At 64.1% G+C, this 26,075-nt stretch carries 28 protein-coding genes; 13 read left to right on the top strand and 15 right to left on the bottom strand.

Features of this window, described 5'->3' with window-relative positions:
* The first annotated feature begins 154 nt into the window (after positions 1–154).
* A complete protein-coding gene (locus ACFYO1_RS13145) occupies positions 155–634 on the top strand; it encodes a hypothetical protein (protein WP_387230158.1) in 480 nt (159 codons plus the stop codon).
* Positions 635–955: 321 nt separating this feature from the next.
* On the opposite strand, the gene ACFYO1_RS13140 is transcribed toward ACFYO1_RS13145, so the two are convergent.
* A complete protein-coding gene (locus ACFYO1_RS13140; RefSeq protein WP_387230156.1) occupies positions 956–1,516 on the bottom strand; it encodes a hypothetical protein in 561 nt (186 codons plus the stop codon).
* 312 nt (positions 1,517–1,828) lie between these two features.
* Here ACFYO1_RS13140 and ACFYO1_RS13135 point away from each other — a divergent pair, with 312 nt between their 5' ends.
* Positions 1,829–2,254, top strand: coding sequence for a thiol-disulfide oxidoreductase DCC family protein (locus ACFYO1_RS13135; protein ID WP_387230155.1), 426 nt, complete (start codon positions 1,829–1,831; stop codon positions 2,252–2,254).
* Between the two features lie 101 nt (positions 2,255–2,355).
* On the top strand, positions 2,356–2,793 hold the full coding sequence (locus ACFYO1_RS13130; protein ID WP_387230153.1) for a VOC family protein: 438 nt from the start codon (positions 2,356–2,358) through the stop codon (positions 2,791–2,793).
* Between the two features lie 189 nt (positions 2,794–2,982).
* Here the strand turns inward: ACFYO1_RS13130 and ACFYO1_RS13125 are convergent, their stop codons facing one another.
* Positions 2,983–3,186 (bottom strand): hypothetical protein, encoded by a 204-nt coding sequence (locus ACFYO1_RS13125; RefSeq protein WP_387231929.1) that lies wholly within the window; start codon positions 3,184–3,186, stop codon positions 2,983–2,985.
* Between ACFYO1_RS13125 and rox the strand changes: the two genes are divergently transcribed.
* Positions 3,118–4,584 (top strand): rifampin monooxygenase, encoded by a 1,467-nt coding sequence (rox, locus tag ACFYO1_RS13120; RefSeq protein ID WP_387231862.1) that lies wholly within the window; start codon positions 3,118–3,120, stop codon positions 4,582–4,584. The two genes, ACFYO1_RS13125 and rox, sit on opposite strands and share 69 nt — an antisense overlap.
* 70 nt (positions 4,585–4,654) lie before the next feature.
* On the opposite strand, the gene ACFYO1_RS13115 is transcribed toward rox, so the two are convergent.
* The gene (locus tag ACFYO1_RS13115) at positions 4,655–5,107 is read right to left on the bottom strand and encodes a MarR family winged helix-turn-helix transcriptional regulator (protein ID WP_387230151.1); all 453 of its coding nucleotides are present in this window, start codon (positions 5,105–5,107) and stop codon (positions 4,655–4,657) included.
* Between the two features lie 128 nt (positions 5,108–5,235).
* Between ACFYO1_RS13115 and ACFYO1_RS13110 the strand changes: the two genes are divergently transcribed.
* The 7 genes from ACFYO1_RS13110 (at position 5,236) to ACFYO1_RS13080 (ending at position 12,249) form a co-directional block, all read left to right on the top strand.
* On the top strand, positions 5,236–5,805 hold the full coding sequence (locus tag ACFYO1_RS13110; RefSeq protein ID WP_387230149.1) for an NADPH-dependent FMN reductase: 570 nt from the start codon (positions 5,236–5,238) through the stop codon (positions 5,803–5,805).
* 32 nt (positions 5,806–5,837) lie between these two features.
* The gene (locus ACFYO1_RS13105; protein WP_387230147.1) at positions 5,838–6,713 is read left to right on the top strand and encodes an NAD(P)-dependent oxidoreductase; all 876 of its coding nucleotides are present in this window, start codon (positions 5,838–5,840) and stop codon (positions 6,711–6,713) included.
* A gap of 276 nt (positions 6,714–6,989) precedes the next feature.
* Positions 6,990–8,057 carry a polyprenyl synthetase family protein gene (locus tag ACFYO1_RS13100; RefSeq protein ID WP_387230145.1) on the top strand — a complete coding sequence of 356 codons (1,068 nt, stop codon included), beginning with the start codon at positions 6,990–6,992 and terminating at the stop codon, positions 8,055–8,057.
* A gap of 22 nt (positions 8,058–8,079) precedes the next feature.
* Positions 8,080–9,456 (top strand): cytochrome P450, encoded by a 1,377-nt coding sequence (locus tag ACFYO1_RS13095; RefSeq protein ID WP_387230143.1) that lies wholly within the window; start codon positions 8,080–8,082, stop codon positions 9,454–9,456.
* Between the two features lie 34 nt (positions 9,457–9,490).
* Positions 9,491–10,453: a hypothetical protein gene (locus ACFYO1_RS13090; protein ID WP_387230140.1), complete on the top strand. Its 963-nt coding sequence runs from the start codon at positions 9,491–9,493 to the stop codon at positions 10,451–10,453.
* Between the two features lie 117 nt (positions 10,454–10,570).
* The gene (locus tag ACFYO1_RS13085; protein ID WP_387230139.1) at positions 10,571–11,782 is read left to right on the top strand and encodes a cytochrome P450; all 1,212 of its coding nucleotides are present in this window, start codon (positions 10,571–10,573) and stop codon (positions 11,780–11,782) included.
* Positions 11,783–11,841: 59 nt separating this feature from the next.
* Positions 11,842–12,249, top strand: coding sequence for a nitroreductase family deazaflavin-dependent oxidoreductase (locus tag ACFYO1_RS13080; RefSeq protein ID WP_387230137.1), 408 nt, complete (start codon positions 11,842–11,844; stop codon positions 12,247–12,249).
* Positions 12,250–12,365: 116 nt separating this feature from the next.
* Here ACFYO1_RS13080 and ACFYO1_RS13075 read toward each other — a convergent pair whose 3' ends face one another.
* From ACFYO1_RS13075 to ACFYO1_RS13040, 8 genes are all read right to left on the bottom strand, one after another.
* Complete coding sequence (locus ACFYO1_RS13075) at positions 12,366–15,770, bottom strand: ABC transporter ATP-binding protein (RefSeq protein ID WP_387230135.1); 3,405 nt, start codon at positions 15,768–15,770, stop codon at positions 12,366–12,368.
* 150 nt (positions 15,771–15,920) lie between these two features.
* Positions 15,921–16,274 carry a 6-carboxytetrahydropterin synthase QueD gene (gene queD / locus ACFYO1_RS13070; RefSeq protein WP_387230133.1) on the bottom strand — a complete coding sequence of 118 codons (354 nt, stop codon included), beginning with the start codon at positions 16,272–16,274 and terminating at the stop codon, positions 15,921–15,923.
* Complete coding sequence (queE, locus tag ACFYO1_RS13065) at positions 16,275–16,916, bottom strand: 7-carboxy-7-deazaguanine synthase (protein ID WP_387230131.1); 642 nt, start codon at positions 16,914–16,916, stop codon at positions 16,275–16,277.
* 4 nt (positions 16,917–16,920) lie between these two features.
* Complete coding sequence (locus tag ACFYO1_RS13060; RefSeq protein ID WP_387230129.1) at positions 16,921–17,538, bottom strand: hypothetical protein; 618 nt, start codon at positions 17,536–17,538, stop codon at positions 16,921–16,923.
* A 52-nt stretch (positions 17,539–17,590) separates the two neighbouring features.
* Entirely contained in the window at positions 17,591–18,304 is a 714-nt protein-coding gene (queC, locus tag ACFYO1_RS13055; RefSeq protein ID WP_387230127.1) for a 7-cyano-7-deazaguanine synthase QueC, read from the bottom strand.
* A 75-nt stretch (positions 18,305–18,379) separates the two neighbouring features.
* Entirely contained in the window at positions 18,380–18,718 is a 339-nt protein-coding gene (locus tag ACFYO1_RS13050) for an NHLP leader peptide family RiPP precursor (protein ID WP_387230125.1), read from the bottom strand.
* A 384-nt stretch (positions 18,719–19,102) separates the two neighbouring features.
* Positions 19,103–19,330 (bottom strand): hypothetical protein, encoded by a 228-nt coding sequence (locus ACFYO1_RS13045; protein WP_387230123.1) that lies wholly within the window; start codon positions 19,328–19,330, stop codon positions 19,103–19,105.
* Between the two features lie 583 nt (positions 19,331–19,913).
* A complete protein-coding gene (locus ACFYO1_RS13040) occupies positions 19,914–20,447 on the bottom strand; it encodes a beta/gamma crystallin domain-containing protein (RefSeq protein WP_387230121.1) in 534 nt (177 codons plus the stop codon).
* Positions 20,448–21,012: 565 nt separating this feature from the next.
* Here ACFYO1_RS13040 and ACFYO1_RS13035 point away from each other — a divergent pair.
* Entirely contained in the window at positions 21,013–21,918 is a 906-nt protein-coding gene (locus ACFYO1_RS13035) for a helix-turn-helix domain-containing protein (RefSeq protein WP_387230119.1), read from the top strand.
* 288 nt (positions 21,919–22,206) lie between these two features.
* Here the strand turns inward: ACFYO1_RS13035 and ACFYO1_RS13030 are convergent, their stop codons facing one another.
* The 4 genes from ACFYO1_RS13030 to ACFYO1_RS13015 all read right to left on the bottom strand — a co-directional run bounded on the left by ACFYO1_RS13030 (position 22,207) and on the right by ACFYO1_RS13015 (position 24,800).
* Positions 22,207–22,842 carry a hypothetical protein gene (locus ACFYO1_RS13030; protein WP_387230118.1) on the bottom strand — a complete coding sequence of 212 codons (636 nt, stop codon included), beginning with the start codon at positions 22,840–22,842 and terminating at the stop codon, positions 22,207–22,209.
* A 29-nt stretch (positions 22,843–22,871) separates the two neighbouring features.
* Entirely contained in the window at positions 22,872–23,105 is a 234-nt protein-coding gene (locus ACFYO1_RS13025) for a hypothetical protein (RefSeq protein ID WP_387230116.1), read from the bottom strand.
* A 199-nt stretch (positions 23,106–23,304) separates the two neighbouring features.
* Positions 23,305–23,955: a Rossmann-like fold-containing protein gene (locus tag ACFYO1_RS13020; RefSeq protein WP_387230114.1), complete on the bottom strand. Its 651-nt coding sequence runs from the start codon at positions 23,953–23,955 to the stop codon at positions 23,305–23,307.
* A 194-nt stretch (positions 23,956–24,149) separates the two neighbouring features.
* Positions 24,150–24,800, bottom strand: a complete 651-nt coding sequence (locus ACFYO1_RS13015) for a hypothetical protein (RefSeq protein ID WP_387230112.1) — start codon at positions 24,798–24,800, stop codon at positions 24,150–24,152.
* Between the two features lie 326 nt (positions 24,801–25,126).
* Between ACFYO1_RS13015 and ACFYO1_RS13010 the strand changes: the two genes are divergently transcribed.
* The gene (locus ACFYO1_RS13010; RefSeq protein WP_387230110.1) at positions 25,127–25,999 is read left to right on the top strand and encodes a GNAT family N-acetyltransferase; all 873 of its coding nucleotides are present in this window, start codon (positions 25,127–25,129) and stop codon (positions 25,997–25,999) included.
* Positions 26,000–26,075: the final 76 nt, after the last annotated feature.

Here is a 26,075-nt window from a genome sequence, read left to right as displayed (position 1 = left end):
CTGCCGGGACCCGTTGTTGGCCTGTGGTTTTCCACGCCGGAACGACAGTAGGGATTATTTCAAGACCTCGGCGGGCCGGGTACCGGATTTCGCGGCGGATGGGCTGCGCGGGTAGCGTCGCCCGCGGAAAGTCGGTCGGATGGGGGGCGGAGACATGATGGTGTCGCTGAGGCAGTGGTGGCGCTCCGTCACCTACTGCCGTGTGTTGACCCTGGTCCTGGTCGCATTACCGCAGGTGCTCAATACGAACTTCCCGGAGCTGCCGGACAGCGACGCCGGGGCGATCCACGGCGAGTCCACGGCGTTCGACGTAGGGGCGTACTCCCTGTCGCCGCCGCCGCTGCTCGAGCAATGGCTCGAATACGCCGCGAAGTCCGGCCTCGTGGTGTTGCTGCCCGCAGTCGCATTCGTGCTGCCGCGCAGGTATGCCCGGCTCGGAACGCGCTGGGCCGCAGGTATTCTGGCCGCTCTCGGCGCGGTAGGCGGATATCTCGGGATGTCGTCGCTCGAGTACGGCGCCACGCCGGTATCGGGTTTGCTGCTCATGTCGCCGTTCTACCTGCTGGCGGCAGGCGCGCTCGTGCTGAGTGAACGGCAGCACCGGCCCGAGGCGAGTGAGCCCGCGACGAGCTAGCGTTGCCATGGCGCAGCACTGGGGCGTGTCTCCCGATAGCCTCAGCCAGGCGACCTCGCCCGACTGAAGGCGGTGTCATATCTCCCGCACTGGAGACCACGCATGCCGGCCTCAGAGCGGGCCGGCCAGCTCCGCGGACCAACGACGCACCCTCCGTGGCGGCACGATGCTGCACTGGATTGTGTTTTGCGTCAACCGGGTGACAGGGTCCGGTCGACGGATCCTCCGAAGGTCAACTGGCGGAAGTCATCTCGGGCTGGTCGAACGCACTGAAGCGTGCAGCCAGGGGCTGCGCGCGTCGGTAACCGGGCGTGCATCCGATCAGGATTGAATCAGGGGAATTGGGTTGGCACTGTCGTCACTGAGTTTCGTCGCCTTGTTCTGGGCTTTAGTGGCGGCATTGGCCAGTTCCACATCATCGGGGTGAGCGGCTGCCTTCGCCGCGGCCCTCGCCGCATCACCAGCGGCGTCGGCCAGGTCCTGCAAACGGTCGCTGAAGCCACTCTGCTGTATCGCGCGCGCGGCGGTCTCCGCGGCGATAGCGGCAGCCTTCGCGGCCTCACTGGGATCCCGCGCCGCATCGGCCGCAAGGACAGCAATCTCGGCGAAAACCGGTACATCAATCACGTCATCGCTGGGGGTACGACTTCCCCCATACTTGCGCGCGATGGCACCGGCGGCGTGCGCCCGCGCTCGTGCTTGATCGATCAATGCGCTTTCGTTGCTGTCCGTTGACGCATCGACTGTGTGCAGAACGCCCGGCACGCCGCCAGGGTCCGCGGCCGCGGTAGCGACCAGACCGACGCCGGCTGAGCAGGCGAAGATCAAGGATCCGGCAGCGATAACCATCAAGCCAGACCTTCGATCGCCGACCAATCGCATTCCGATCTCCTTTGTTGACGTGCCTTCACCGGTACTGGCAGTTATTCGGACCCACACATCTCCCGGATGGGAAAAGTTTCGATCGGAGTCGCACCGAGGGAGGTGTAGGCCGTCCCCGGACCAGGGATGCTCGCGCCGCATAGGGCCGCTTCGAGCCGAGCCGCGCGCCCAGACCGTGAGACGAGACCTTTTGCGACGCAGGAACATTACGACGCGGCAGAGGTGACGAGTGAGTTCACTCTCAGTGACCGGTCGCGGGAGGCCTTGGGGATCTAGGCTCGATGATGAAGGTTCCAACGGAGGAGCTCGAAGATGGGATCAGCATCCACGACACCGGCGGTAACAGCGCGGCCACTGGTGATATTCGATGGCGACTGTGCGTTCTGCACCTCCAGCGTCGATTTCATCCGCGACCGCATCAGACCGGACATCGATTTCGCTCCCTGGCAACGACTCGACCTGGTCGCCCTGGGACTGACCCGACACCAGGTCGAGAAAGCGGTCCAGTGGATCGACGGCGCCGGGAGCCGGGCTTCCGGGGCACGCGCCTTCGCGCTGCTCCTGCGGCGTGCCTCTCGGCCTTGGCGAGCAGTAGGCGCGCTCATGCTGATTCCGCCGATCAACTGGCTCGCCGCCGCGCTCTACCGCCTCATTGCCGATAACCGGCATCGTCTGCCCGGGGGTACACCCGCGTGCGCCCTCCCCGCCCCGAAGCACGATCAGGGGCAAACCGCGTAGGTTCCGAACGCGGTGCGCCCCGCGCGTTCGCGAAGGTCGGATCCGAACCCCGCACCGATTCTCGGGTGCAGGTGCTCGGCCCGGCTCGTAGCATGCCACGCATGGTCATCAAACTCGAGAACGTCGGTATCACTGTTCGCGACCTCGAAGCAGCCATCGCGTTTTTCACCGATCTCGGCCTCACCCTCGTCGCCCGTGACACGGTCAGCGGTGAGTGGACCGAGACTGCGGTCGGCCTCGATGGCAACCACGCGAATATTGCGATGCTGCATACGCCGGACGGTCGTGGTCACCTCGAGCTGTTCGAGTACATCGAGCCTGCAGCGATCGCGTCGGAGCCCGCTCGTCCTAACGAGATCGGCATGCACCGCGTCGCGTTCTCGGTTGATGACATCGACAAAGCCCTCGAGATCGCCGCGAGGCATGGCTGTCATCCGCTTCGTGGTGTGGCGACCTATGAAGACCTCTACAAACTCACCTACCTGCGTGGTCCCAGCGGCATCATCGTGATGCTCGCCGAGGAGCTGAAGAAGAGCTGACCGGGCTCACCGTGCCCGGCCGGGGTCGCCGCTGCGAAAACCCGTTGACGATATTTCACGGCCATTGCTACCTTGCCGGAGGCCGTGCCAGAGAACGAGGAGGTGGTACCCGTGAACGCAGTATCGACATGGGTGCTCCCCTCGTGGGTCATGGTCGGGCGATAGGTTCTCGCCCGGGAGCGCCGTTCATCAGCACTCCCGAAAGGCACTCTCGTGCAATTCATTACCCAAAGCCGCGACGACAACGTTTCGAAACGCGACGGCACTGTAGACCATGTCCCAGGCCTGCGGCAGCAAGGCCGCGGCGGCGATCGCGCGTCCCTGATGTTCGATGTGATCATTGCCGGAGCCGGTCCGACCGGCGCGATGCTGGCCGCTGAACTGCGGCTCCACGATGTGCGAGTACTGGTCTTGGAGAAGGAATCCGAGCCCACACCGTTCGTGCACATCGTCAGTCTGCATATGCGCAGTCTGGAGGTGATGGCGATGCGCGGCCTGCTGGATCGCGTTCTCGAACGCGGACGACGCCGTCCGGTCGCCGGCATCTTCGCCGCCATCGCCAAACCCGCGCCCGCGGGCCTGGATTCCGCGCACGCCTATCTGCTGGGCATCCCGCAGCCGGTGCTCGTCGGCCTGCTCGAGGAACATGCGATCGCATCGGGTGCGCAGCTCCGGCGTGGTTGTGCGGTAACCGGTTTCGAGCAGGACGACCACGGCGTGACCATCGAGCTGGCCGGCGGGGAGCAGCTGCGTTCGCGGTATCTCGTCGGATGCGACGGCGCGCGCAGCACGGTGCGCAAACTGCTCGGCGTCGGCTTCCCCGGCGAGCCCTCGCGGAACGACACGCTGCACGGCGTGATGGAAGTCAGGGTACCGCAGGAGCAGATCGCCGCCACGGTGGCCGAGGCCCGCGAGACCAATCAGCGATTCCTTCTTCGGCCGGTCGGCGAGGGCGTCTACAGCGTCGTGGTCCCTGCCGCGGGAATCAGCGATCACACCGAACCGCCCACCCTCGAGGACTTCCGGCAGCAGTTGCGCGCCACCGCCGGAACCGATTTCGGCGTGCACTCCCCGCGCTGGCTGTCTCGCTTCGGGGATGCGACCCGGCTGGCCGAGCACTACCGGATCGGGCGGGTGCTGCTGGCCGGCGATGCGGCCCACATCCACCCGCCCACCGGCGGACAAGGCCTGAACCTGGGTATCCAGGACGCAGTCAACCTCGGCTGGAAACTGGCCGCGCACATCCGCGGCTGGGCGCCGGACACATTGCTGGACACCTACCAGGCCGAACGTCGTCCGGTCGCCGAAGATGTGCTCGACAACACCCGCACCCAGATGGAACTGCTGTCCACCGAACCGGACCCGCAGGCCGTGCGCAGGCTGCTCACCGAGCTGATGGACTTCGATGAGGTGAACCGCCACCTGATCGAGAAGATCACCGCGGTCGGCATCCGCTACGACTTCGGTCCGGGCCCTGATCTGCTAGGACGTCGCCTGCACGACATCGATCTGACCCAGGGCCGCCTCTACGATCGGATGCACCATGGTCGCGGCCTGCTGCTGGACCGCTCCGAGCGCCTGAGCGTCCACGGTTGGACAGACCGGGTCGACTACCTCGCCGATTCCGCTGCGGCACTGGATGTTTCGGCCGTCTTACTCCGCCCCGACGGCCACGTCGCCTGGATCGGCGACGATCAGCAGGACCTCGACGAGCATCTCAGTCGCTGGTTCGGTAGGTCCGTCACCGATCACGCGTCTGAGCCGGCACCCATGCCGCTGCGAGGGCGGTGAGTGGGCACGATCGTTTGCCCGCCAACGATCTGGCGAACGTCCGCCGAGTTTGTATGCTCGCCGCGGACGCTCACACCGGGATGTTGTGCTGGGTGACGTAATGCTGGATCAGCGTTTCGAGTGAACGGCGGAACGAGCTCTGCTGCCGCTCGCTCAAAGTGCTTGTCAGATCGCCGATCTCGGTTCGGACCGCGTCGCGTACCAGGTGCACGACGGCGCGGCCGGCCGCGGTGACGGTGACGTGGACGGCGCGCCGGTTTCCGGGGACGGCGATCCGTTGCACCAGGCCGCGCCGCTCGGCTCGATCGACCAGGCCGCTGACGCTGGACTTCTCCAGCTCCAGGATGCCGGCCAGCTGTTGCATGCCGATCTCGCGGTCATCGAGCACCGCGAGCATGCGCAACTGGGTGACCGATAGCCCTTGCTGGCCGGCGAGGCGCCCCAGGACCGCCTGCAGGATGAACGACAGCTGGATCAGCCCGTCGACCAGGTCCGGCGCCGGTTCGGGTGCGTCAATGGTCACAGTAGGTCAGGTTAGCTTGATTCAGTTCGTGATACCAACTATTTTGGTTCGTGACACGAACAGTATGTGAGACGAACAATGGGAAAGACCGGAGTCAGGCTCGACACGACTGAAATAGGAAGCAGTCCATGACGGAAAACAAGCGCGTCGCCGTCGTCATCGGCAGCACCCGCCCCACCCGTATCTGCGCCGGTATAGCCGCCTGGGCCCGTGACGCCCTGCAGGAGGACAGCGATCTCGACTGCGACCTGCTCGATCTCGCCGAGGTCGGACTGCCGTTCCTGGACGAACCCCGCCAAGCCGCGTTGCGACAGTACGAGCACGAACACACCCGGGCCTGGAGCCGGCTCGTGCAGAGCTACCACGGCTTCTTTTTCGTTTTCCCGCAATACAACTGGGGCTATCCGGGGGTGCTGAAGAACGCGCTGGACTACCTCTACTGGGAATGGCGCGACCGGCCCGCGAGCCTGCTGACCTACGGCACCCACGGCGGCAACCGGGGCGCCGAACAGCTCATCGGCGTTCTGCACGGACTGCACATGCGACTGCTCGGCACGCATGTCGAAGCCGTCATCACCGAGCAGGACGTGGACGAAAACCGGCAACTGCGCGACCTCGACGCCACGCTGCACCCGAACCGGGAATTGCTGCGCACGATCGGCGCGGAGATGTCGCGCGCACTCGACACCAACTCATGACCGCAGTCTTTGCGGAGAACGGAGAAACAACCATGACAACTCGCCAGGTGGGCTTCATCGGACTCGGGAAGATGGGCGGCGCCCTCGCCGGCCGACTGCTCGATGCCGGTTACGACGTCACCGTGTGGAGCCGGACCGCGGCCAAGGCGGACGATCTGCTGGCGCGCGGCGCGACCCTCGCCGACCGCCCCGAAGACGCCATCGCCACCGGGACGGTCTTCTCGATGCTGAGCAACGAAGAGGCGGTGCGACAGGTCTTCACCCCGGACCGGATCCGCTCCGCACCAGAGGGTTTCGTGCATGTCAACCACGCGACCATCAGCCCGGCCGCGGCCCGCGAGTTCGCCGCGGCCGGCGGGAAATACCTCAGCGCCCCGGTGATCGGCCGACCCGAAGCGGTCGTGGCCGGCAAACTCGCCGTGCTGATCTCGGGCGACCCGGACGTCCGAGCCGCCACGGCACCGATGCTCGCCGCGCTCGGCCGGCAAGTGTGGGACTTCGGTGACGCGGTGGACGCCGCGCCGACAGTGAAGATCGCGGTCAACTACCTGATCCTGCACGCGCTGCAGGCGCTGTCCGAATCGATCACCCTGCTGCAGCACGCGGAGCTGGATACGGGGCGGTTCGTCGAGATGATCAACGATTCGATCTTCCCGGGCCCGGTGTACAGCGGCTACGGCAAATCTATCGCGACAAGCACATACACGCCGCCGGGATTCACCACCACCCTCGGACTGAAGGACCTGAACCTCGCCCTGGCCGCCGCCGACGACCTCGGCGCCGCGCTACCGGCCGGACCGGTCCTGCACGACGTGTTCGCCACCGCGGTCGAGCAGATCGGCGCGGATCTCGACTGGGCGAGCGTCGCCGAAGTCACCCGGCAACGGTCCACCGGTCGACCTCACTGAGCAGCAATCGACCGCTACCACGATCGCGTCGACATCGTGCCCGTCGACTTGGCAGCCACCACACGAGACTCCTACTGCCCGACGTGGTCTCGGGGTGGCGGCGACACCACGTCGAGAGGCTCCGGACATCGCCCACGTCCGGAGCCTCTCCGTTACGGCCGAGGCCTCGGTTGCGTTGGTCTCGTTCATCTTGACAAATTCCACCGTGCCAACAACGATTGCCTTGATCCTCAGTCAAGTCATTTGACCTACGATAAATCTCGATAGGAAATCGATATGACGGCGGTGCCCTCGCGTATGCGCTTTCCAGTGGGCGGGCAGCGCTCTCGGATCGACGCACCGGAACTGGATGCGGGCGCGCTCCTCGACGCCGCGCGCCAACAGGTCGAGCCGCTGTTGCGCGAGGCGGTAGACGGACTCGCGGCCCCGCTGCGACGAATGGCCGGATATCACTTCGGGTGGTGGGATGTCGAGGGCCGCGCTACCGGCTCGACACTCGGGAAGGGATTGCGTGCCGCGGTGACTTTCGCGTCGGCGCGCGCGTGGGGGGCCGATCCCGCGGTGGCGGCGCCGGCGGCGGCAGCGGTGGAACTGCTGCACAATTTCACGCTGATTCACGACGATGTGATGGACGGCGACCACCTGCGTCGTGGCCGGGAGACGGTGTGGCGCGTGTGGGGTGTCAGTGACGCCGTGCTGCTGGGTGATGCGTTGCATGCGTTGTCGACTCGCGTCCTCATCGACAGTTCGGACCGTGTCGGGGTCCGGGCGGTTGCGCTGTTGGCATCGACGGCCCTGGACCTTTGCGCAGGTCAACATTTCGACTGCGCCTGCGAGCACGGCGGTGGCGTCGATGTCGCCGATTACCTGCTGATGGCGTCCGGCAAGACCGGCGCGTTGCTCGGGGCCGCGTGTGCGCTGGGCGGGTTGTACGCAGGGGCCGACGATGCCACCGTGGCGGCGTTGGAAACTTATGGCCGGGAAACAGGCATCGCATTTCAAATCATCGACGACCTGCTCGGCATCTGGGGCGATGCGGCCACTACCGGAAAAACACCCGGCAACGATCTCGCTCGGCGCAAACAAACTCTTCCGATTATCGCGGCGCTCGAATCGGACCATCCCGCGGCAGCCGAGCTGGCCGGTCTGTATTTCGATGACCGAGTGCTGAGCGAGGCCGACTTGGCCCGTGTTGCCGAGTTGGTCGAGCAAGCGGGCGGAAGCACTGCGGCTCGGCAATTGGCCGAGCGGCATCGACTCGCGGCCATGGCGGCACTGCCCAGTTTTATCAACCCGTCCGAGCTGCGAATCCTCGGTTCGTCGGCTATCGACCGCAACCGATGATTCGATAGGAGTCCGAGTCACGATGCGAGCAGTATTCAGTCAGCACCGCGAACTGCCGAACGGCGGTTCGGAAAATCAGGCGATTCCGACTGTTCCAGGAGCGCTGCCGCTGGTCGGGCATTCGTTGGCGCTGCTGCGGGACCCGTTGGCATTCATCTCGGCACTTCCCGCATACGGCGATGTGACGACGATACGAATCGGGACGCTTCCGATGGTGATGGTGTGCGATCCGCTACTCACCCGGCAGGTTCTGTTGGAGGACAGCACCTACGACAAGGGCGGACCGGTCATGGACAAAGCCGCCGAGGTGATCGGTGACGGCTTGATCACCTGTCCGCACAGCAAGCATCGACGTCAGCGTCGGCTGTGCCAGGCGGCGTTTCATCCGGACCGGCTCCCCGAATTCGGCGCGGTGTTCGAGCGCGCGGCGAAAGAAATAGCGAGTTCCTGGCACGACGACCAAGTCGTCGACGTCGACAGAGAATTGATGGCAATGACAGCGGGCACGGCCGTGCTGACAATGTTCGCCAACACCCTGCCGGAGACGTCGGAACAGATCATCGCCGATTTGGTCACGGTGGTGGAGGGAGCGTTCTGGCGAATGATCACACCTCCGTTCCTCAACCGCTTCGCCCTGCTGGGAAACCGGCGCTTCGACCAGGCGAACAAACGGTTACGGAGTGCGGTGGCCGACGCCGTCGGCAGACGTCGTGCGGACGACGCCGCGCACAGCGACCTGCTGGCATTCCTGCAGGAGGCCGTCGATTCCACGGAACACTCGGACAGCACCGATCGGCTGACCGATATCGAACTGGTCGACCAGATCACCACCTTCTTCGGGGCCGGGACGGAGACGACCGCGAGCACAGTGGCCTGGGCTCTGCACCTGCTTGCCCGGCACCCTGAAATTCAGGACCGGCTTCATCAGGAAATCCACGACGTCCTGGCCGGTGAACCGATGACTTTCGAGCGTCTGCCCGATATGGAAATGGCAAGTCATGTCATCAACGAGACGCTCCGGCTTTATCCGCCGGCCTGGCTGCTCACCCGCACAGCCACGAAGGACACTTCGCTGGGCGGCTTCCGGCTGCCGGCCGGGACAACGCTTGCCTACAGTCCCTACATCATTCACCGTAGACCGGATTTGTACGACCACCCCGATCGTTTCGACCCGCAGCGCTGGCGAAACACCAAGCCCGATCGAACGGCTTTCATTCCGTTCAGTGCCGGAGCCCGTAAGTGTATCGGCGACCGCGTCGCCATCACCCAAGCCACGATGGCATTGATCGCCATCGTCGGCCAGTGGCGCCTCACGCCGCTTCCGAATCAATCTCTGAAGCCTGCGGTCAAAGCGACCTTGACCCCCCGCCATCTTCGCCTCCGTGTTACGGCGCGCTGATCCCGGTAGCCCCCGAATAGATTGGAGAACCACAATGTCGGTGGACGCAGGACAAGCAGTCGACGGTTTGCGCATCCCCTTCCCCAGCGCCCGTAACCCGCGAACAGAGCTGGTCCGCAAGCCGCATCGGGACTGGATCGACACCATGGGGATCGCCCCTGCGGCGACCGCGGACATCGGTGCGGACCTTCCGCTCATTATCGGCCGTCTCTATCCGCACGCCGGTGTCGACGAGCTGGCCCTGGTCACCGACTGGAATTGCTGGGGCTTTCTCTACGACGACGAATTCAACGGCCGTCTCGGCGAATTGCCCGGGGCGGTGGCCGCCTCGGTCGAGGGCATGATCGAAATCATCTGCGCGCCAGCGGATTTCCAAGAAAACTCCGAGGTGCCGTTGGCTCGGGCGCTCGCCGACATGATGCGCCGGTTCCGCGGCAGCGCGTCGGCGATCTGGTTCCATCGATTCAGCGAACACTTCGCCGCGGGCCTTACCGGTTTCGCCCATCACGCCGCCGCCCGCGCGAAGGGCGGATCAACCAGCATCGAGGACTATCTCGCCCATCGACGACTCGATATAGTGTCCGACCCGCTGCTGGATTTCATCGAACTGACCGACGACTGCGAACTGTCGCCGGTTGTGCACACCAGCCCGGCGATGCTTCGCCTGCGCCGGGCCGCATTGGACATCATCATCATGATCAACGACGTCTTCTCCTACGACAAGGAACTCCGCTGCGGCGACACGGAGAATGCGGTAGCCGTCCTGGAACGATCGACAGGACTCACCCGCGAAGACGCGACGGCCCGCGCGATCGAGATCGCGAACCACAATATCGACACCCTTGTCGACGCCACAGACACCCTGCCGGCGGCATTGCGCCAGCTCGACGCCGACCTCGACCAGATCGACCGAGCCCTGCGATTCCTCACCGGAGTTCAGACCGTGGTGAAGGCTACATACGACATCCACCTTGAAAGCGCCCGATACGCCGAATAAATGTACGTCGTGCAGGTCATGGGAATGCCGAGCACGGCGATGCAGGCATCGAGAATCGCGCATTCGTTCAATAAGTGTCACAACAATCGTTCGGTGAATTTCTGTAGGAGGACTGCGATGCCGGAGGTTCGGTCCGGAGCACGCCAGTATCCGATGGCGCGCGGGCGCTGCCCGTTCGACCCGCCACCCGAGCTCGGCCGCAGGCAGCGCGAGGAGCCGGTGTCCAAGGTGCGGATCTGGGATGACGGCGAGCCGTGGCTGTTCACCCGATACGCGGATATCCGCGCGCTGCTGGCCGATCCGCGCGTCAGCGCCGATTCGGCCCGGGACGGGTACCCGGCGCAGTCGGCGGGGATCAAGGCCCATCCCGACCGGGCGAAATTGTTCATCACCATGGACAACCCGGAACATGCCGCGCAGCGCGGGCTGCTCACCGCGGACTTCACCGTGCGGAAGATCGAACAGTTGCGGCCGCGGATCCAGCGGATCGTCGACGACCTGATCGACGATCTGCTCGCGGGGCCGAAACCGGCCGACCTGGTGGAGGCGTTCGCCCTTCCGGTGCCCTCGCTGGTGATCTGTGAACTGCTCGGCGTGCCGTACGCCGACCGGGCCTTCTTCCAACGGATGAGCACGGTTCTGACCGCGAGCCATACGCCTCCGGCCGAAGCACGCGCCGCGGTCGAAACACTGCTCGACTACCTCGGCGGGCTGGTGCGGGACAAGCTCGCCGACCCGGGCGACGACGTGCTGAGCCGGCTCGCGACAGAACAGGTCGCCACCGGCGCGGTGACGGACGCGCAGGCGGCGTCCATGGGCCTGCTGCTGCTGGTGGCCGGGCACGAGACGACGACCAACATGATCGCTCTGGGCACCGCCGCGCTGCTGGAGCATCCGGATCAGCTCGCCGCCGTCCGCGACGGTGACGACGCGCTGGTGGCGAACGCGGTCGAGGAGCTGCTGCGCTACCTCACCATCTCGCACAGCGGGCGGCGGCGCGTGGCACTGGAGGATCTGGAGGTCGGCGGGCAGCGGATCCGCAAGGGCGACGGGCTGATCACCGCGGACAGTGTGGCCAACCGCGATCCGGCGCAGTTCCCCGAACCCGACCGGCTCGACGTCACCCGCGAGGCACGCCACCACCTGGCGTTCGGCTACGGCATCCACCATTGCCTCGGCCATGCGCTCGCGCGCCTCGAACTGCAGGTGGTCTACCGCACGCTTTACCGGCGGATCCCGACGCTGCGGCTCGCGGTCGCGCTGGACGAGGTCGAGTTCAAGCACGACATGGTCGTCTACGGGGTCCACGAACTACCCGTGACGTGGTGAACCCGGGTCAGCGATCCGCGTTGTCCCGCATCAGCATCCGAATCAACGATCGGAACGTAATGTTCGAGTACAACCCTGAAATCATCGCCGAGTTCCGGGCCAACAGCGGCCGGGTCGGCGGCCGATTCGCCACGCTCGATCTGGCATTGCTCACCACGGTCGGCGCCCGAACCGGCCTGCCGCGTATCAGCCCCGTCGTGTACTTCACCGACGGCGACGACATTTTCGTCATCGCCTCCGCCGCCGGTTCCGACCGGAATCCGGCCTGGTATCACAACCTCGTCGCCAACCCGGAACTCGTCGTCGAGGTCGGCACCGAAAGGTACCGGGCCAAAGCGACGCCCACCGAGGGCGAGGAACGCACCCGGCTGTTCGCGAAGGCTGTAACCGTCCAACCGGGTTTCGCCGAGTTCGAGGCCAAAACCCGGCGGCGGATCCCGGTGCTGCGGATCACCCGAATCAGTTGATTTGTGGTCAAATCGACGGACTGCGCAAACCGCAACTGCGCCAGCCAGTTTGATGGACAGAGCGATTGGCCGCCAAGGTTGACGGCCTGTGCCGGGTCGGCGCCGGTGACAGTCGATCAGGAGGTGTAGCTCCTCCATAGTTCGGCGTAGTGGCCGTTGCGTGCGAGTAATTCGACATGCCTGCCGGATTCCGCCAGACGGCCCTGATGAAGTACCACGATCTGATCGGCCCTGGCCGCTGCGGCCAGTTCGTGCACGATGAGCACGGTGGTACGCCTCCGCCGAGCCGTTCTGCCCTGGCTCGGCACAGCGTCGGCGGGCTCGTCGAGCAGAAGGACGTCCGGGTCGGCCAATTCCGCACGAGCGAGTGCGATGAGGCGTCGATCGGCGGCGGTCAGCGCGCTCTGGACGCCGTCCACCGGATGGTCGTACCCCTCGGGTAGCCGATTGATCGAAGCGTCGGCGCCGACCGTGCGCGCGGCGAGCTCCACCTGATCGTCCTGCGCGAGCGGGGCTCCGTAACGGATAGCGTCCTTGACCGTGCCGGATGTCAGCCGGGGTTCTTGCGGGAGCAAGCCGACGCGTTGCCGGTAGGTGGAGACGGTGAACTGCTTGATGTCCTGGCCGTCGATCTGGATGACGCCGTCGGTCGGGTCGTGCAGCCGGGCGATCAGCTTGGCGAGCGTCGATTTTCCCGCACCGCTCATACCGACGAGCGCAATCGATCTGCCTGCGGGAATTCGCAGAGAGATCTCGGTCAGTGCATCACGGTCCGTCCCGGGATATCGGAAACTCACCTTGTCCAAATTTATCTCGCCGCGGAGCGGTGGAGTAGGAATCGAGTCGGGTGCGTCCGCGGGCAAGACAGGTATTTTATCCAGCTGCCGCAGTCTGCGTGCCCCGATAGCCGCCTGTCGATAACTGTCATACGTCTGGGATAGTTGCAGCAACGGGGAGAAGAGCAGATAAATATACAAGAGGAACGCCGCCAGCTCGCCGACGGAAATCCGTCCGGAGTGCACGGCCACCGCCCCGGCTATCATGACTGTGGTCGCGGTGCCGTTTTTGCAGAGTACGACCATCGGAAAATAGGCCGCAGCGCAATTCTGAGCCCGTTGCTGTGCTGTTCTGTAGTCGATGCAGAGTTCGCGGTAGCGGGCCCGTGCGGCGGACCATCCGCCACACGACTGCAGGACACGCACCCCGGCCAGGGATTCCCGAAGTTCGGCGTTGATGATGCCGAGACGAGCGCGTGTGGCTTCGTAGGCGTTATCGGAAACCCGGCGAAAGACCAACGTCGCTCCGGCGAAGACCGGAAGAAAGACGAGTGTCAGGGCGAACAACTGGCTATCCAGCAGGAGAAGTACGGTGGCCACGCTGACGAGGGACACCGCCTGCACGACGGCGATGGCCAGACCGGTTTGCAGAAAGCCGACTACCGCGTCCACGTCTGCCGTGAGCAGTGTCAGGATGCTACCGTTCGATTCGCGATCGAAATAGTCGAGACCGAGTCGTTGCAGCCGGGTGAAGGTCCGGATTCGCAATTCTTTCGAAGCACGTGCGCCGGTACTCCGAGTGCTGCGGATCTGCAGTACGGAGGCGGCCCAGCGGACCACCACAATGGCGAGGCCGGCAACCGCGGCGAGGATTATCGCCGTGCACGAATCCGCCCGGATACCCGCATCGATGCTGCGGCCTACCACCAGCGGCAGCAACAGATCCAGACCTGTGCAGAGGGCGATCAAGAGAAGCCCGATCAGCAGCGGACCTCGTAGGCGCCGGATCAGGCCGTCTTCCGGTCCCGGTCCGCTCTCGGCTTGATCCGAGCGCTCGCCCGACGCATGCCGTCCGGATAGCTGGATCGGGTACGGGACCCGGTCCCCCACCGGTTCCACTGCGGCGGAGTCCTGCACGAGCTGGCGGTATGCCGCACATCTGGCGGTCAGTTCGTCGTGCGTGCCGGCATCCACCACTCGCCCTTCCGCGACTACCGCAATACGGTCGGCAGTCAGTACTGCCGTACGCCTGTTTGTGACCAATATGGTTGTGCTGCAACGTACTTCCTCGCGCAACCGGGAAAGAATCCACTTCTCGTGAATGGGATCCACGGCCGAGACCGGATCGTCCAGGATCAGCACGGGCGGCGCGGCGACCAGCGCACGGGCGAGCGCGACGCGCTGCCGTTGACCACCGGAAAGAAGTCGGCCATTTTCGCCTACTTCGCTCTCCAGGCCGGCGGGCAGGTCCTGGATCACGCTCAGGACACCGGCCGCGGACACCGCCCGGTGCAGCTCGTCCTCGGTTACCGCCGCCCGGCCCAGCCGGATGTTTTCTCGCACGCTGCCGCTGAAGAGCACCGGGTCCGTGTCGACGAGGCCGATCGCGCCGCGCAGTGGGTCGAGGGCCAGGTCACGAATATCGCAGTCGCCGATCCGGAGCGCACCGCCGTCGCATTCGCGGTAGCGGGAGAGAAGGGTGTGCAATTCGGCCGCGAGTTCGGGACGGGCACCGACCACGACCACCATCTCGCCCGCCTGCAGTCCGAGCGTGAAATCGCGCAGCGTCTCACCGCTACAGACAGCTCGGAACTCCACTGCGGCGGCGCCTTCGGGCGGAAGCCGGGCGTCCGATCTCTCGTCCACCTCGGCGGGAGCGTCCAGCAATTCGAAGACCCGGATAGTGCTGGTCCGCGTCCGGCGTCCGGTGCTGAGCAGGGTGGTGAAGACGCGCACAGGCGCGGAGGTCTGCTCGAGGTAGGTGCAGAAAGCCAGATAGGTACCGATCGTCAGCTGGCCGCGAAGGGCGAACAGTCCGCCCACGGCGATGACACCGACGCGCGCAACGCCGGTCAGCAGGTCCAGGGCCGGTGTCAGCCGTGCCTGCAGGCGAATGAGATCCGATTGAGCGCGCAACGCATCCTCGGCCGCTGTAGTGAAACCTGCGATTTCACGCCGCTCGCGGCCGAACACCTTGACCAGCAGGATGCGGTCGATAGTTTGATCGGCGATGTGCACAAGGCCGGACGTGGTCTGCTGGACGTTCTTGGTGGCGGCATCCAATTGCCGGCGACTGCGGTGCACGCGCAATGTCCACAGCGGCACGACGACGGCCATGAGCAGACTCAGCTGCCACGACATCATTACCATGAATGCGCCGGCGACCAGCAGGTAGAACGCATTACCCACCACCAGCGGAACCAGCATGATCATGCTGTTGATCGCATTGAAATCCGAGCTCGCCCGGGTGAGTACATCGCCGGATTTCCACCGCCCGCCGATCCGCGGAAGTGCGGCGAACAGCTCCATTCGCAGGTGGAATTGAATTGCCAGCGCCGCCTTGGCGGTGGCCCACTGGCGCAGCGCCGTGCAGCCGAACGCGACGATCGTGCCGCCGATCAGCGCTGTGGCCAAGAGCACTGGAGAATGTCCGCCGATCACGACTTCATCCATGAAAGACCGCTCCACCATGGGGATTACGGCGGATACGGTCAGCCCTCCGATGGCGGCGCCGATGGCGAGCACCGCATGACCTCGGCAGTAGCGGCCGTACCGGACCAGTCGCCGCAGCCAACGCGCAGACGACTCCCGGTCAGGCGACGGTGGCACGGTCGAGAGCAGTGAACCGAGGCAGGATCGTCCGGAACAAATGAACGCTGAATACATTCGCGGGGATCAGTGGCCGCGGTATACGCAGCCCGAGGTGCAGGTCTCGCGAACGGTTACCGACGACAGGGGGAGGTCGTCGCAGAGGCGAGCCCAGATCCACTGTGCGAGAACTTCACTCGTCGGGTTTTCCAGTCCGGGCACCTCGTTCAGATAATGATGATCGAGTTGGTCGTGCACGGCGGCGAACGCGTCCTTGATTCTTGCGAAATCGATAACCCATCCGGTTTCCGCACCGACCTCACCGGTGACCTGAACTTCTACTCGATAGGAGTGACCGTGGAGGCGGCCACATTTGTGACCTTCGGGAACGGCGGGCAGCCGGTGCGCTGCCTCGAAGGAGAATTCGCGAAATATATCCATTTATCTGATTCCCAGGTATTTGTGGCTTTGCACGCTGAGCTGCCATTGCGGAAAGTTCAGGCAGTATTCGATGGCCGAACGTGTGTTCGCGACCAGGTCCGGCCCGTCCATGGGCTGGAGACGTAGCTTTCGAAAGCCGAGATTCTCGAAGCGGGCCGGAGGCGCCTCCGGCTGCGGATACACCAGTTTGAGCTCGTCACCCTCGGTGATCGTGAGTGCCGTTCCCGCCTTGGGGCTGACGCATATCCAGTCCAATCCATCCGGGGCAGGCCGCGTTCCGTTGGTCTCCACCGCGACGTAGAAGCCGGCGGCGTGGAAGGAGTCCACCAGTTGCTGATCGAGTTGAAGCAGCGGTTCGCCGCCGGTGCACACCACCATCGGCACCGCTCTGGCATGTGCTTCGCCCTTCCAGGCCGCGCGGACCGCTTCGGTCAGGGAAGCGGTGTCGCGGAAGGTTCCGCCACCCGTGCCATCGGTTCCGACGAAATCGGTGTCGCAGAAGTTGCACACCGCCCGGGCCCGTCCCGATTCGCGCCCGCTCCACAGATTGCAGCCGGAGAAGCGGCAGAAGACCGCGGGCCGGCCTGCCTGCCCGCCTTCACCCTGGAGGGTGTAGAAGATTTCTTTCACGCGGTAGGCCATGGGATCAGATCGCGGGTTCGGCTTGAAATGCCCAGAGGGTCACCGTCACTTCTTCTCGGGATATGGAGTCCCTGCCGATCTGACTTCGGGTCGAGACCAGTCCACGTTGGCTGCTCGTCTCGTACACGATCTCGTCCGGTCGCAGGTCGCCGGGCAGGCGGTCCAGGATGGCAACGCCGACAATGCCGTTCAGTTCGAGGGAGCGCAGCTGCTGCGCCATCTCCCGGAGGAATTCACGGTTCGCCATGGTTCGCGCTGCCCGCAATCCGAGTTTGGCGCCCGCACCCGCGGTGTCGGCGAATTCCACAGGACGATAGCCCCAACCGGATTCGCTCCCGAGGGATTCCACTCGCCACACCGACGGCACGACGCCCGACCAGGCCGGACGACGACTCACCCGGACGACGTAATCGTCCTGGTCATACGTGCCGACCAGCCGCTCGTCATCGGCGAGATCGAAATGACGATGCAGCAGGCACAGACCTGCATCCTCGTGCAGCCGATGGCGGCAGATGATGTCCCCCAGCTCCAGCAGACGATCTTCTCCCTTGGAGATCAGCTCTTTGGCTTCATCGAATTCGGGCAGCAGGTTGATGATGCCCGAGTCGTAGGCGAGTTGCATTGCCTTATGACCTTTCTCGGCCTATTCGTGTACAGGTGCGAGTGACCATAAATCAGTCACGCAGTAGAAATCGCCAGAGATTATCGGTGGCGCGCTCCGCTCCGTCGGCGTACGCCGCGCGTCCCGGTTCGGTTGCCAAATCGGGGACGCCCGCGCGGATAAGCGATAGATCCCGGATTCGGCATGCGTCGCAACAACCACATTGGTCGACTCCTCCGGCATAGCAGGACCAGGTCTCTGCTACGGGGACCTGGAGTTCGATTGCCCTTTGCACGATGGAGAGCTTGTCCATCGCGATCAACGGAGCGTCGATCGCGATGCCATCGGGACGCCCCTCGGTCGCGGTGGTGAGGGCGGCCAGCGACCGTAGAACGGTGAGATATTCCGCGGTGGCATCCGGGTACTGTCGATCCGCGGCCGTGAATCCCAGATGGATCGCGTCGGCCCCACGTGATTCGGCCAGCGAGAGAGCAATCGCCGCGAAAACGCTGTTGCGCCCGGGAACATAGTAACTCGACGCCGAATCGTCGGCCCCGGCGAAGAGTCGTGAGCCTCCCCAGGAAGACAGCGCTACGTCGATCACGTAATGCTCACCGACGCCGAGTTTGCGCGCGATCGCCTCCGCTGCCTCCAGCTCCCGTTGGTTACGCTGGCCATAGCGATAGGAAATCGCAATCACTTCCGCTCCCGCCGCTGCGGCGAGCGCGGCCACTACGGCGGAGTCCAGCCCACCGGAAAGCGGGACGATCACACGGGTCTCGGTCATGGCTGTCGCTGCCCGGCCTTTCGGATTCGGTGGATCAACGGGTTGGCCGGGGGTCGCCCGGCCAACCCGACCGGATCAGTCTGCGTCGGAATGGCCGCCCGGATCGCACTTCAGCATCGCATTCATCCCCGCGACCCGAAGTCCCGTCAGCTCCCCGTCGGTCAGCGGCTCGGCATTGTTGACGATCTCCTGAATGCGCTCGCGCCGCAATGGCAGAACCAGGTACAGCACGTCTTCGCTTTCCTCGACCACACGCCACTGCGGGCTGTCGGGGAGTTGGGCGATTCCGAGCTCGTTCAGGACGGTGCCTTGCGGATCGGCGAGCAACCGTTGTTTGAATTCCGTATCATGTTGAGCTCGCGCGACGATGGTCTGTTCCAGCTCGGCACGGTTTAATATCGTCGAATGTGTCATTGGTAATCGTCCTCACTACTTCATATGGGCTTCATACGCGATATTGTGAATATCTGTCGTCATCATTGCCTGCGTCCCCGGGCCGGCACCACCACCCTTCGTTCTCATCGGTGCGCAATTGCCGAGCGTGGTCACCGACCGGGGCGCGAATGCACGCGGCGCTCGGGTAGCGATGATGTCCTGTTGCAGCTCAGGCACATTCGTGCGTAGACCGATCGCGCCGTCGGCGACCGGCGATCAGGCCGGGCGGTCGAGATCGGACCTCGCGAATCGGCGACAGCGAAAGCCGCGACCGTCTCCATGCTGTCCGCGATTCCGGCCTGCGTGCGACACCCTGTCGGTTCTCCAGCGGTACACCTGGCGAAACCTCCTGTCGGTCAACGCTTAACGCCTAAGCGAGGCGCGAGCGGATGACACCAACGGTAACCGCTCGGTTGACTGACGGTCAAATGAAATTTTTGCGGTAACGAGCGCTCGCTGACGACGGAAGTCCACCGCGCGCAACGGCCGACCCGGTCGCAGCGAACGGAGCTGGGTGACGACCAGACGCTGCGCCAGGCCCAGCGGTCGCTCACCGCGCTCGTCGGCATCCAGCGCCGCGACGAGCTTCATCGCCCACCCCTCCTCCCGAACCCCCACCCCCACAACCCAACTCGGCCGACCCGGCAGCCACCGCGTCGAGGCCGAAATGCGAGCCTTCCGAGTAGCATTCGAGGCAAATAGCCATCTGTACCGCTGCGCGGCGGCCGTGCAGGCCGACCTCCACGGCCACAGAATCACCGTCGAGCCCAGCGCGAGACGCCGAGCCGAATCAGGTCACCATCACCCGATTCGGCGGCGTCGATGCGATCTATGTCAGAGGAACTGCGGTCTTATCGATAGGTATAGATGAAATACCACTCACCCTTTTCGTTGCTGAAGCAGCCCTTCAGGATGTCGTAGTACCGCTGGTACTCTTGCTGAACCCGGTGGCAAGGCGTCCAGCTTGAATATGGTCCGCTATGATAGTCGGTTTTATATGAGTCGCTATTGTAGGTCGGTGGGTTCGCGGAGGCGACTGGAGTCGACATAGTGAGCAAGGTAGCGAGCGCCACGCCTGTCATGCCCGCGAGCTGTGTCGACTTGTTTCGGGGTAACATAGGATCGTCCTTCGAGATTTAAAATATTGCCGTAATCGATCAATAGGTCGTTTGCGTCAGCAAGGGAGTGAGGTCCTGCTGAGCTCGAGATATTTAACCTGAAGGGGACGTGCGGAGCCGTTCGTCCAAGAGCCCCACGGGCTCAGGCATAAATCCTGTTGACCTGGGGCATCCACCTTCAGGTAATTGTTTCCCGAGCTGATATAAGTAACATCGGGAAAGTCGACATTCATTGCACCGTCATTGGCATAGCAATGTTCCTCTGCTTGGCCCCAGAAGTGCATCACGACATGCGCTAGATCGTTACGGCCATCGCACGGTGTCTTGTTGATCGGCAACGCGTTTGCCGGTGCGTCGGTTGCCAGACTGGATAGTGCACAGAGAAGGGCGATAACCACTGCGACGACGGCAGCCCTGAAGGTTGCATGGCGTGGGTGACGAGCATGTGTCATTGAGCCAAAATGCCTGGAACACTGCCTGGATTGCATGCCGGTATTCGATTTCATCGACCTCTGCCTTTCTGCGTATAGCATCTTGGATTTTCTGTGATCAAAGTCGCCATTGCCATGAGCCTTCAGCGCTCGCATCATAGAAAAGTTCTCCTTTGGCGATTGGTTGTCGATTGCGCTGGCGACGTCGGCGTCAACACCGCAGTCGACCGTTCAATACGGACTGTAGAGGCGCCGGGGATTCGCTAGTCGTTCGCGACGGGCGACCGCGACAGCGCCGAATATTCCTCCCTCATTCACAAATACCTATCGAACTAAAGCATTTGGGCAAGACTGGCGACGAATCAGCCGGCACGTCCATCCCTGAACCGCAGGATGGTCGACACCACATTTCTGAGCCAGCGGATAATCGGCTTCTGCATCGCGAATTCGTACAGTTTAGCGATACGCAACCGTTCGCGGATTGGAAAAATGTCAGCTCTGGTGACCTGATACTCGGATCGCGCAGTTCGCTGTCGCGCCTATAGAGCGGTGGCACGTCCCCGGCGTGTCGCGGATAGCGTACGTGGCGGGCCGGTCACGAAGATCTTCGGCATCGTGGCCGTCTAGCGTAGGTCGCTACCTTGTCCGGCACTTAGCCACGGCGTCATACTGCACTACAGGGGTTTGTCGATCACAGCCGCACAAGGGACTTGGGGGAACCGGGGTGCCAGACGACGCTGAATCAGAGTCCGGCGGCCAGTTTTGGCGGACCCGGGAGCCGGACCCGCGGCTGGCGCGCTGGGTCAACTTCTATCTGGCTTACCGCCGGACCGCTGGCGTGTCAGGTCTGCGCACGGTGGCCGCGCTGAACTCGATCGTGATGATCATCGACTTGGAGCCGGCGATTCAGCGTTCGGTGGTGGGCTCGGGATCTACGCTGCCGGTGGTTTCGCCGGTCACGGGACTGACCAGCGGTCCCTTCGCCTACGAGAGACTGGGCTGGGAACAGGGAATCGTCGTCGAGCTGACTCCGCTGGGAGCGCGCGCACTGTTCGCCATGCCCCTTCGCGAGCTCGGCACGGCCAAGGCCGGGCTGGTCGATCTTCTCGGCGCTGGCGGACGTCGCCTCACCGAACAGCTACAGGAGGCCAAAGACCAGAATCGTCGCTTCAGGATTCTCGACCGTTGGCTCGCGGACAGGATCCTCGATGGGCCAGCCCTCTCCAAATCGCTCGCACGCAGCTGGCAGAGCCTGACCCGCACCGGAGGCAACGTCAGAATCGACGATCTGGCCGCCCGCGCGGGGGTCAGCCGGCAACATCTCGCGACCAGCTTCCATCGTGAAATCGGCCTGCCGCCGAAGACCGTGGCGCGCGTGGCGCGCTGCCACCGGGCGATCCGGCTCATCACCGGCACAAACCCGCCTACGCTGTCCGCTGTCGCGGCGCTGTGCGGATACACCGATCAGGCGCACCTGAATCGCGACTTCCGTCTGCTCGTCGGTTGCACCCCGACCGGACTGCTGCGCGCGGGTGACGAGCACACCGACCTCTTCCTGGGCAGTGAAATCGCCCTACGCCCTGACTACCACACCGGAACTCCGCTCGAATCAGGGCTGCCGCTGCCATGAACAGTCAGATATCACCGGGCCCTGGACCGGATCCTGGCAGGGAACTGGCCCGGACGCCAACGCCGAGTAGCCGCATATCGCCCACATTCCGGGTCTGCTTGCGGACCGTCGATCGAGACGCTGTGGTCCGCTCCCGACGGCCGACATCCGCCTTCTGGATGCGGGAGCGCATCCAGGCGAAGGTCCCGTCTGGATTGCAGGTGCGCGTGGGCGCACCTCGGCGCTGGGCATGCTGCTGACAGTCGGTTGCTCGGTCGGATCGAGACTCTGCGGGTGTTGCTGAGAACGTCACGACAGCTCCGAGTAGATCAGCGCGACACGGGAACCGGGGAAATCGAAACCCTGGGCCTCCCCCGTGTACCGCGCCACCAGCGAGTCCGAGCCTCTCCACCAGGTGTCCGCGAGGCCTCTCACCTCAGGCACCGGTTCGTAACCGTCCAAGTCGATATCGTCGAGTTCATCGCCGGTGAGCCTGGTGATCCGGCGCGCCCGTATCGATGCGTGGTGGGCCAGAGCGAGAGATTCCACCCAGCCTTCGATCGTCGAATGCAAAGGTACCCACCGACCCTGGTCAGCTTGGATTCCGAACTCACCGGCCGGGCCGATCATGAACGCGAAGGGCACCGCGGTCCGTTGCGGGCCGGCTTCGAACCACCATCCCGCAGTGTCTGTTTCGGGAGAATCCGGATCAAAATGATGTGGGCCACCATCGTACACCGGCGCGGGTGGCAAATGCATTCCGCCCCAACGCTTCTGATACGCCGCCATGCGGTCGATCAATACTGCGGGAATACCTCGGCCGAGCCACCATTGCCGGTGGCTTTCCACAGGCTGAACCCCTACCTCGACGCCGTGCGTGATGACATACGACCGCGCCCGGGCGGTCAAGCCATCGGGCACACCTTCGCCAGGACGGAGAATCACCGGCGCGAGTTTATTCGTTCGAACCAGGCTCAGTCCGGTTGTTGGGCTCCTTCGGCGAAGTCTGTGGTGCGGGAGAGGTCGGCCCACTTCTCGATCTCGGCGTCGACGGCTGCGCGGCCGACTCGTACCAGTCGCAAGGCGTCGGAGTCGAGCAGCAGGTGCGCTGGCGGGTCCGCCGCATCTATCATCGAAAGTATTGCGGCTGCCGCTTTTTCGGGACTCCCCAGCTGATTTCCGTCGAGGTGGGCGCGCACCGGGTCCATCAGCGCGTCGTAGTCCGGGATCGAGCGTTCGGTGCGGGGTCATGGATCGCCAGGCCGGGCACGGTCATGAGCCCGCCCATGGAAGTGATGCCCAGAATGTGGCCCGATCGCCGGGCCCGCAGGTGCGGCAGCACAGCGGACCGGCGAGGGCCGATCGGCGGCTGACGTCCGGCCGAACGGCGTACGCAGCGGCCAACTTTCAGATCCGATAGAGAATTCCGATTTCGTCGGCGACGAACGTCGAGCCGCGATTGCGTGCCACCCACATCTTGCCGAGATTGAGGTTGCCCATGTGCACGAGGCCGGCTTTCTCGCCGTACGCGGCGGCGAAGCTCGGCACCTCGAGTTGCATACCGGTCAAGCCCAGGTCGCCCTTCGGGTTCTTGCCGATATAGGGCCAGCCGACGGCGGTGATCAGGACCCGCCCGCCGGGGTTCAGGATCTTTCGGGAGTTCGCCAGCGCTGCCATCAGCAGCTTTTGATTGGTGGTGCTCGACTCCAGATACGAGGACATGCCGGGGTCACGGCTGTTTCCGTATGTCCCGGTATGCGGGTTGCGGAAGATGATCAGGTCGAAGCCCCCGATGGAGTAGTGGCCGGTAGCGTCCGTTTCGAATTCGACTGCGACGCCGGCCTCCCCGAGAGCCTTGACATTGGCGGCGAACACATCGCCGTACACCTTGCGCAGTTCGCTCTCGCTGCGTAGCTCGGTGGCCAGTACATCGTCACTCGGCTTCTCATGCTCCGCATCGACCGGCTGGAAGACCCCGTACCCCAGCTCTTTCTTGATGAAGGACAGGGACTCGATCACATTGGAGAAGTCGCCGCAGCCGTAGAGAAGGATGCGCATGGTGGTTCACCCGCAATTCTGCATATCGTGCGCGCTCCGGCACCACACCGGAAACCGCCCGCTAATTATAGAAGCGAATCGCGTTGTGCTGCAGCATATTCGATGCCGCACAGCATAACGTCCAGTCGGAATGTAAGCACCGTGACCCGATCCCGGATATCCGATCAGGCGACCCGGGCGTACGAGCAGTTTCGCTATGAGTACAACACGGAGGCGACGGAGGTTCGGTCGGGATCGAAGGTCGTCGTCAGCGTCTTCCCACCGGGGAATTCTGTGACACTGATCGTGCTGCCGTCTACGAAGGATATTTCGGCGGGGCAAGGCCCTTCGTACTCGACCCACACGAGCGCCTGCCTGCTGAACAGCCCGCTGCGTTCTCGAAGCCACACGCGGCAGCCGGAGTCGAAGTCGTGGTACGGCATCACGATCGCTTCGTGGCGGCCGTCGGGGCTCAGCACGATATCCTTGACGTCGCCGTCATCGGAGGACCAGGCCGCTATGAACGCCGTCAACATCCACAGCGGTATTGTCACCAGTGTCGCGACGGCAACGAACGTTTTCCACACCCACATGCGGTATCTGGACAGCTCAGGGGCGCACGCAAGGCACAGCACCACGGCGAGCGTCCAGAATATCGGGGCCACTACGAGCGGAATGGCGTCGAGTCGGTAGAAGCGGACTGCCATACCGTCGGGCCTGGCAATGAACCATGTCACGGTCGCCGCGGCGAAAAGCACAGGGATAGCAAGCAACCCGACGAGCCGTACTCGGCTCATCGCCTGATCTGCTGTGCCGGCACGCGAACCCGACACGGGTGGCTTTTCTTCAAATATCTTCTCGGCCAACGATTTATCCACTCGCGCGATCTGTGTCCGAGCTCTTCGCATCCGGAGACGGGCCGCTAGCTTATCAACGCCTGTCTGCCGTGTACGAGCCCCGAAAGATCCCGGCAAACCCGCCTGCACATCGCCGATCATCCTTGCCCGCACATTCGAGAGGCTCGAATCAGGCCGACGTGATCGACCGCACGGTGCGCGGGCGAGCTCATGCGCGCGTACCCGACACGGGATCTCCCTGGCCACGATAGCGAATCATCTAGCCCCAGTGCATACTTCGACCTCGCCCGAGAAAATCGGTTTCACTCCGCAGTCGTTGTTCGTACCGTGGACGAATGGATGGTGTAGAGGTCCGGCCGATGCACGCCGACGACTTGCCCAACGCGGAGCGCGCCTCCGCCGCGGTCTTTCTCGACAGCGATCGACGGGATCGACGGGTGAGCGACCCCGAACCCGAACCTCGATCGACGGATGTTGCCGAACGGTGGATCGCCCGTATGCGCTACTTCCTCGAGGTCGACCCGCAGGGTTGCTGGGTTGCCGCCGACGGTGCGCAGATCGTCGGATTCGCGATCGCACAGAACCGAGATCGCCTGTGGTATCTGGCGACCTACGGCGTTTTGCCGAGCATGCAGGGACACGGCATCGGGAAACGGCTACTCGATGCCGTCCTCACTCATGCCGACGGTCGCCAGGGCATGTTCTCCTCCTCCGTGCATCCCGGCGCCACCCGGCGCTACCGGCTGGCCGGGTTCTCACTGCACCCCCAGATGCGCATGATCGGCACCGTCGATCACACCAAGCTTGCGGCGGTGACGGGGCTGTCCGAGGGATCGGCCGAGGATTTCGACTGGATGAACCGGCTGGACCGGCGGCTCCGCGGGGCCGGACACGGGCCTGATCACCGGTATCTGCTGACCGGTCACCGCCTCGTCGTGTCCCGCGCCGAGCCGGGCTACGTTTATCTCGACGACCGAGGACGGCCGACTCTGCTCGCCGCCGCCGAGCAGCGGACCGCGCAGCAGCTCCTGTGGGAAGCACTCGCCTCCGCCCGCGCCGACACGCTGGTCAACTGCATTACCACCGCGAACGAATGGGCGATCGATGTCGGCTTGGCCGCCGGACTTCACCTCGGCCAGGAAGGCTATATCGCCGTCCGGGGTATGCCGACTCCGGCGCCCTACCTGGCCAGTGGGCAGTTCCTTTGAAGCACAGCGCCATATCCAGCGGTTTCCGGGTCGCTGACACTGCGTGATGCCCTAGAGTTCGGGCAAGCGCACGTTA

Source organism: Nocardia sp. NPDC006044, assembly GCF_042871115.1.
In the GTDB taxonomy this organism is placed as follows: Bacteria; Actinomycetota; Actinomycetes; order Mycobacteriales; family Mycobacteriaceae; genus Nocardia.
The sequence above is the reverse complement of the archived record's forward strand: the minus strand, read 5'-3'. Positions and strand labels throughout refer to the sequence as shown.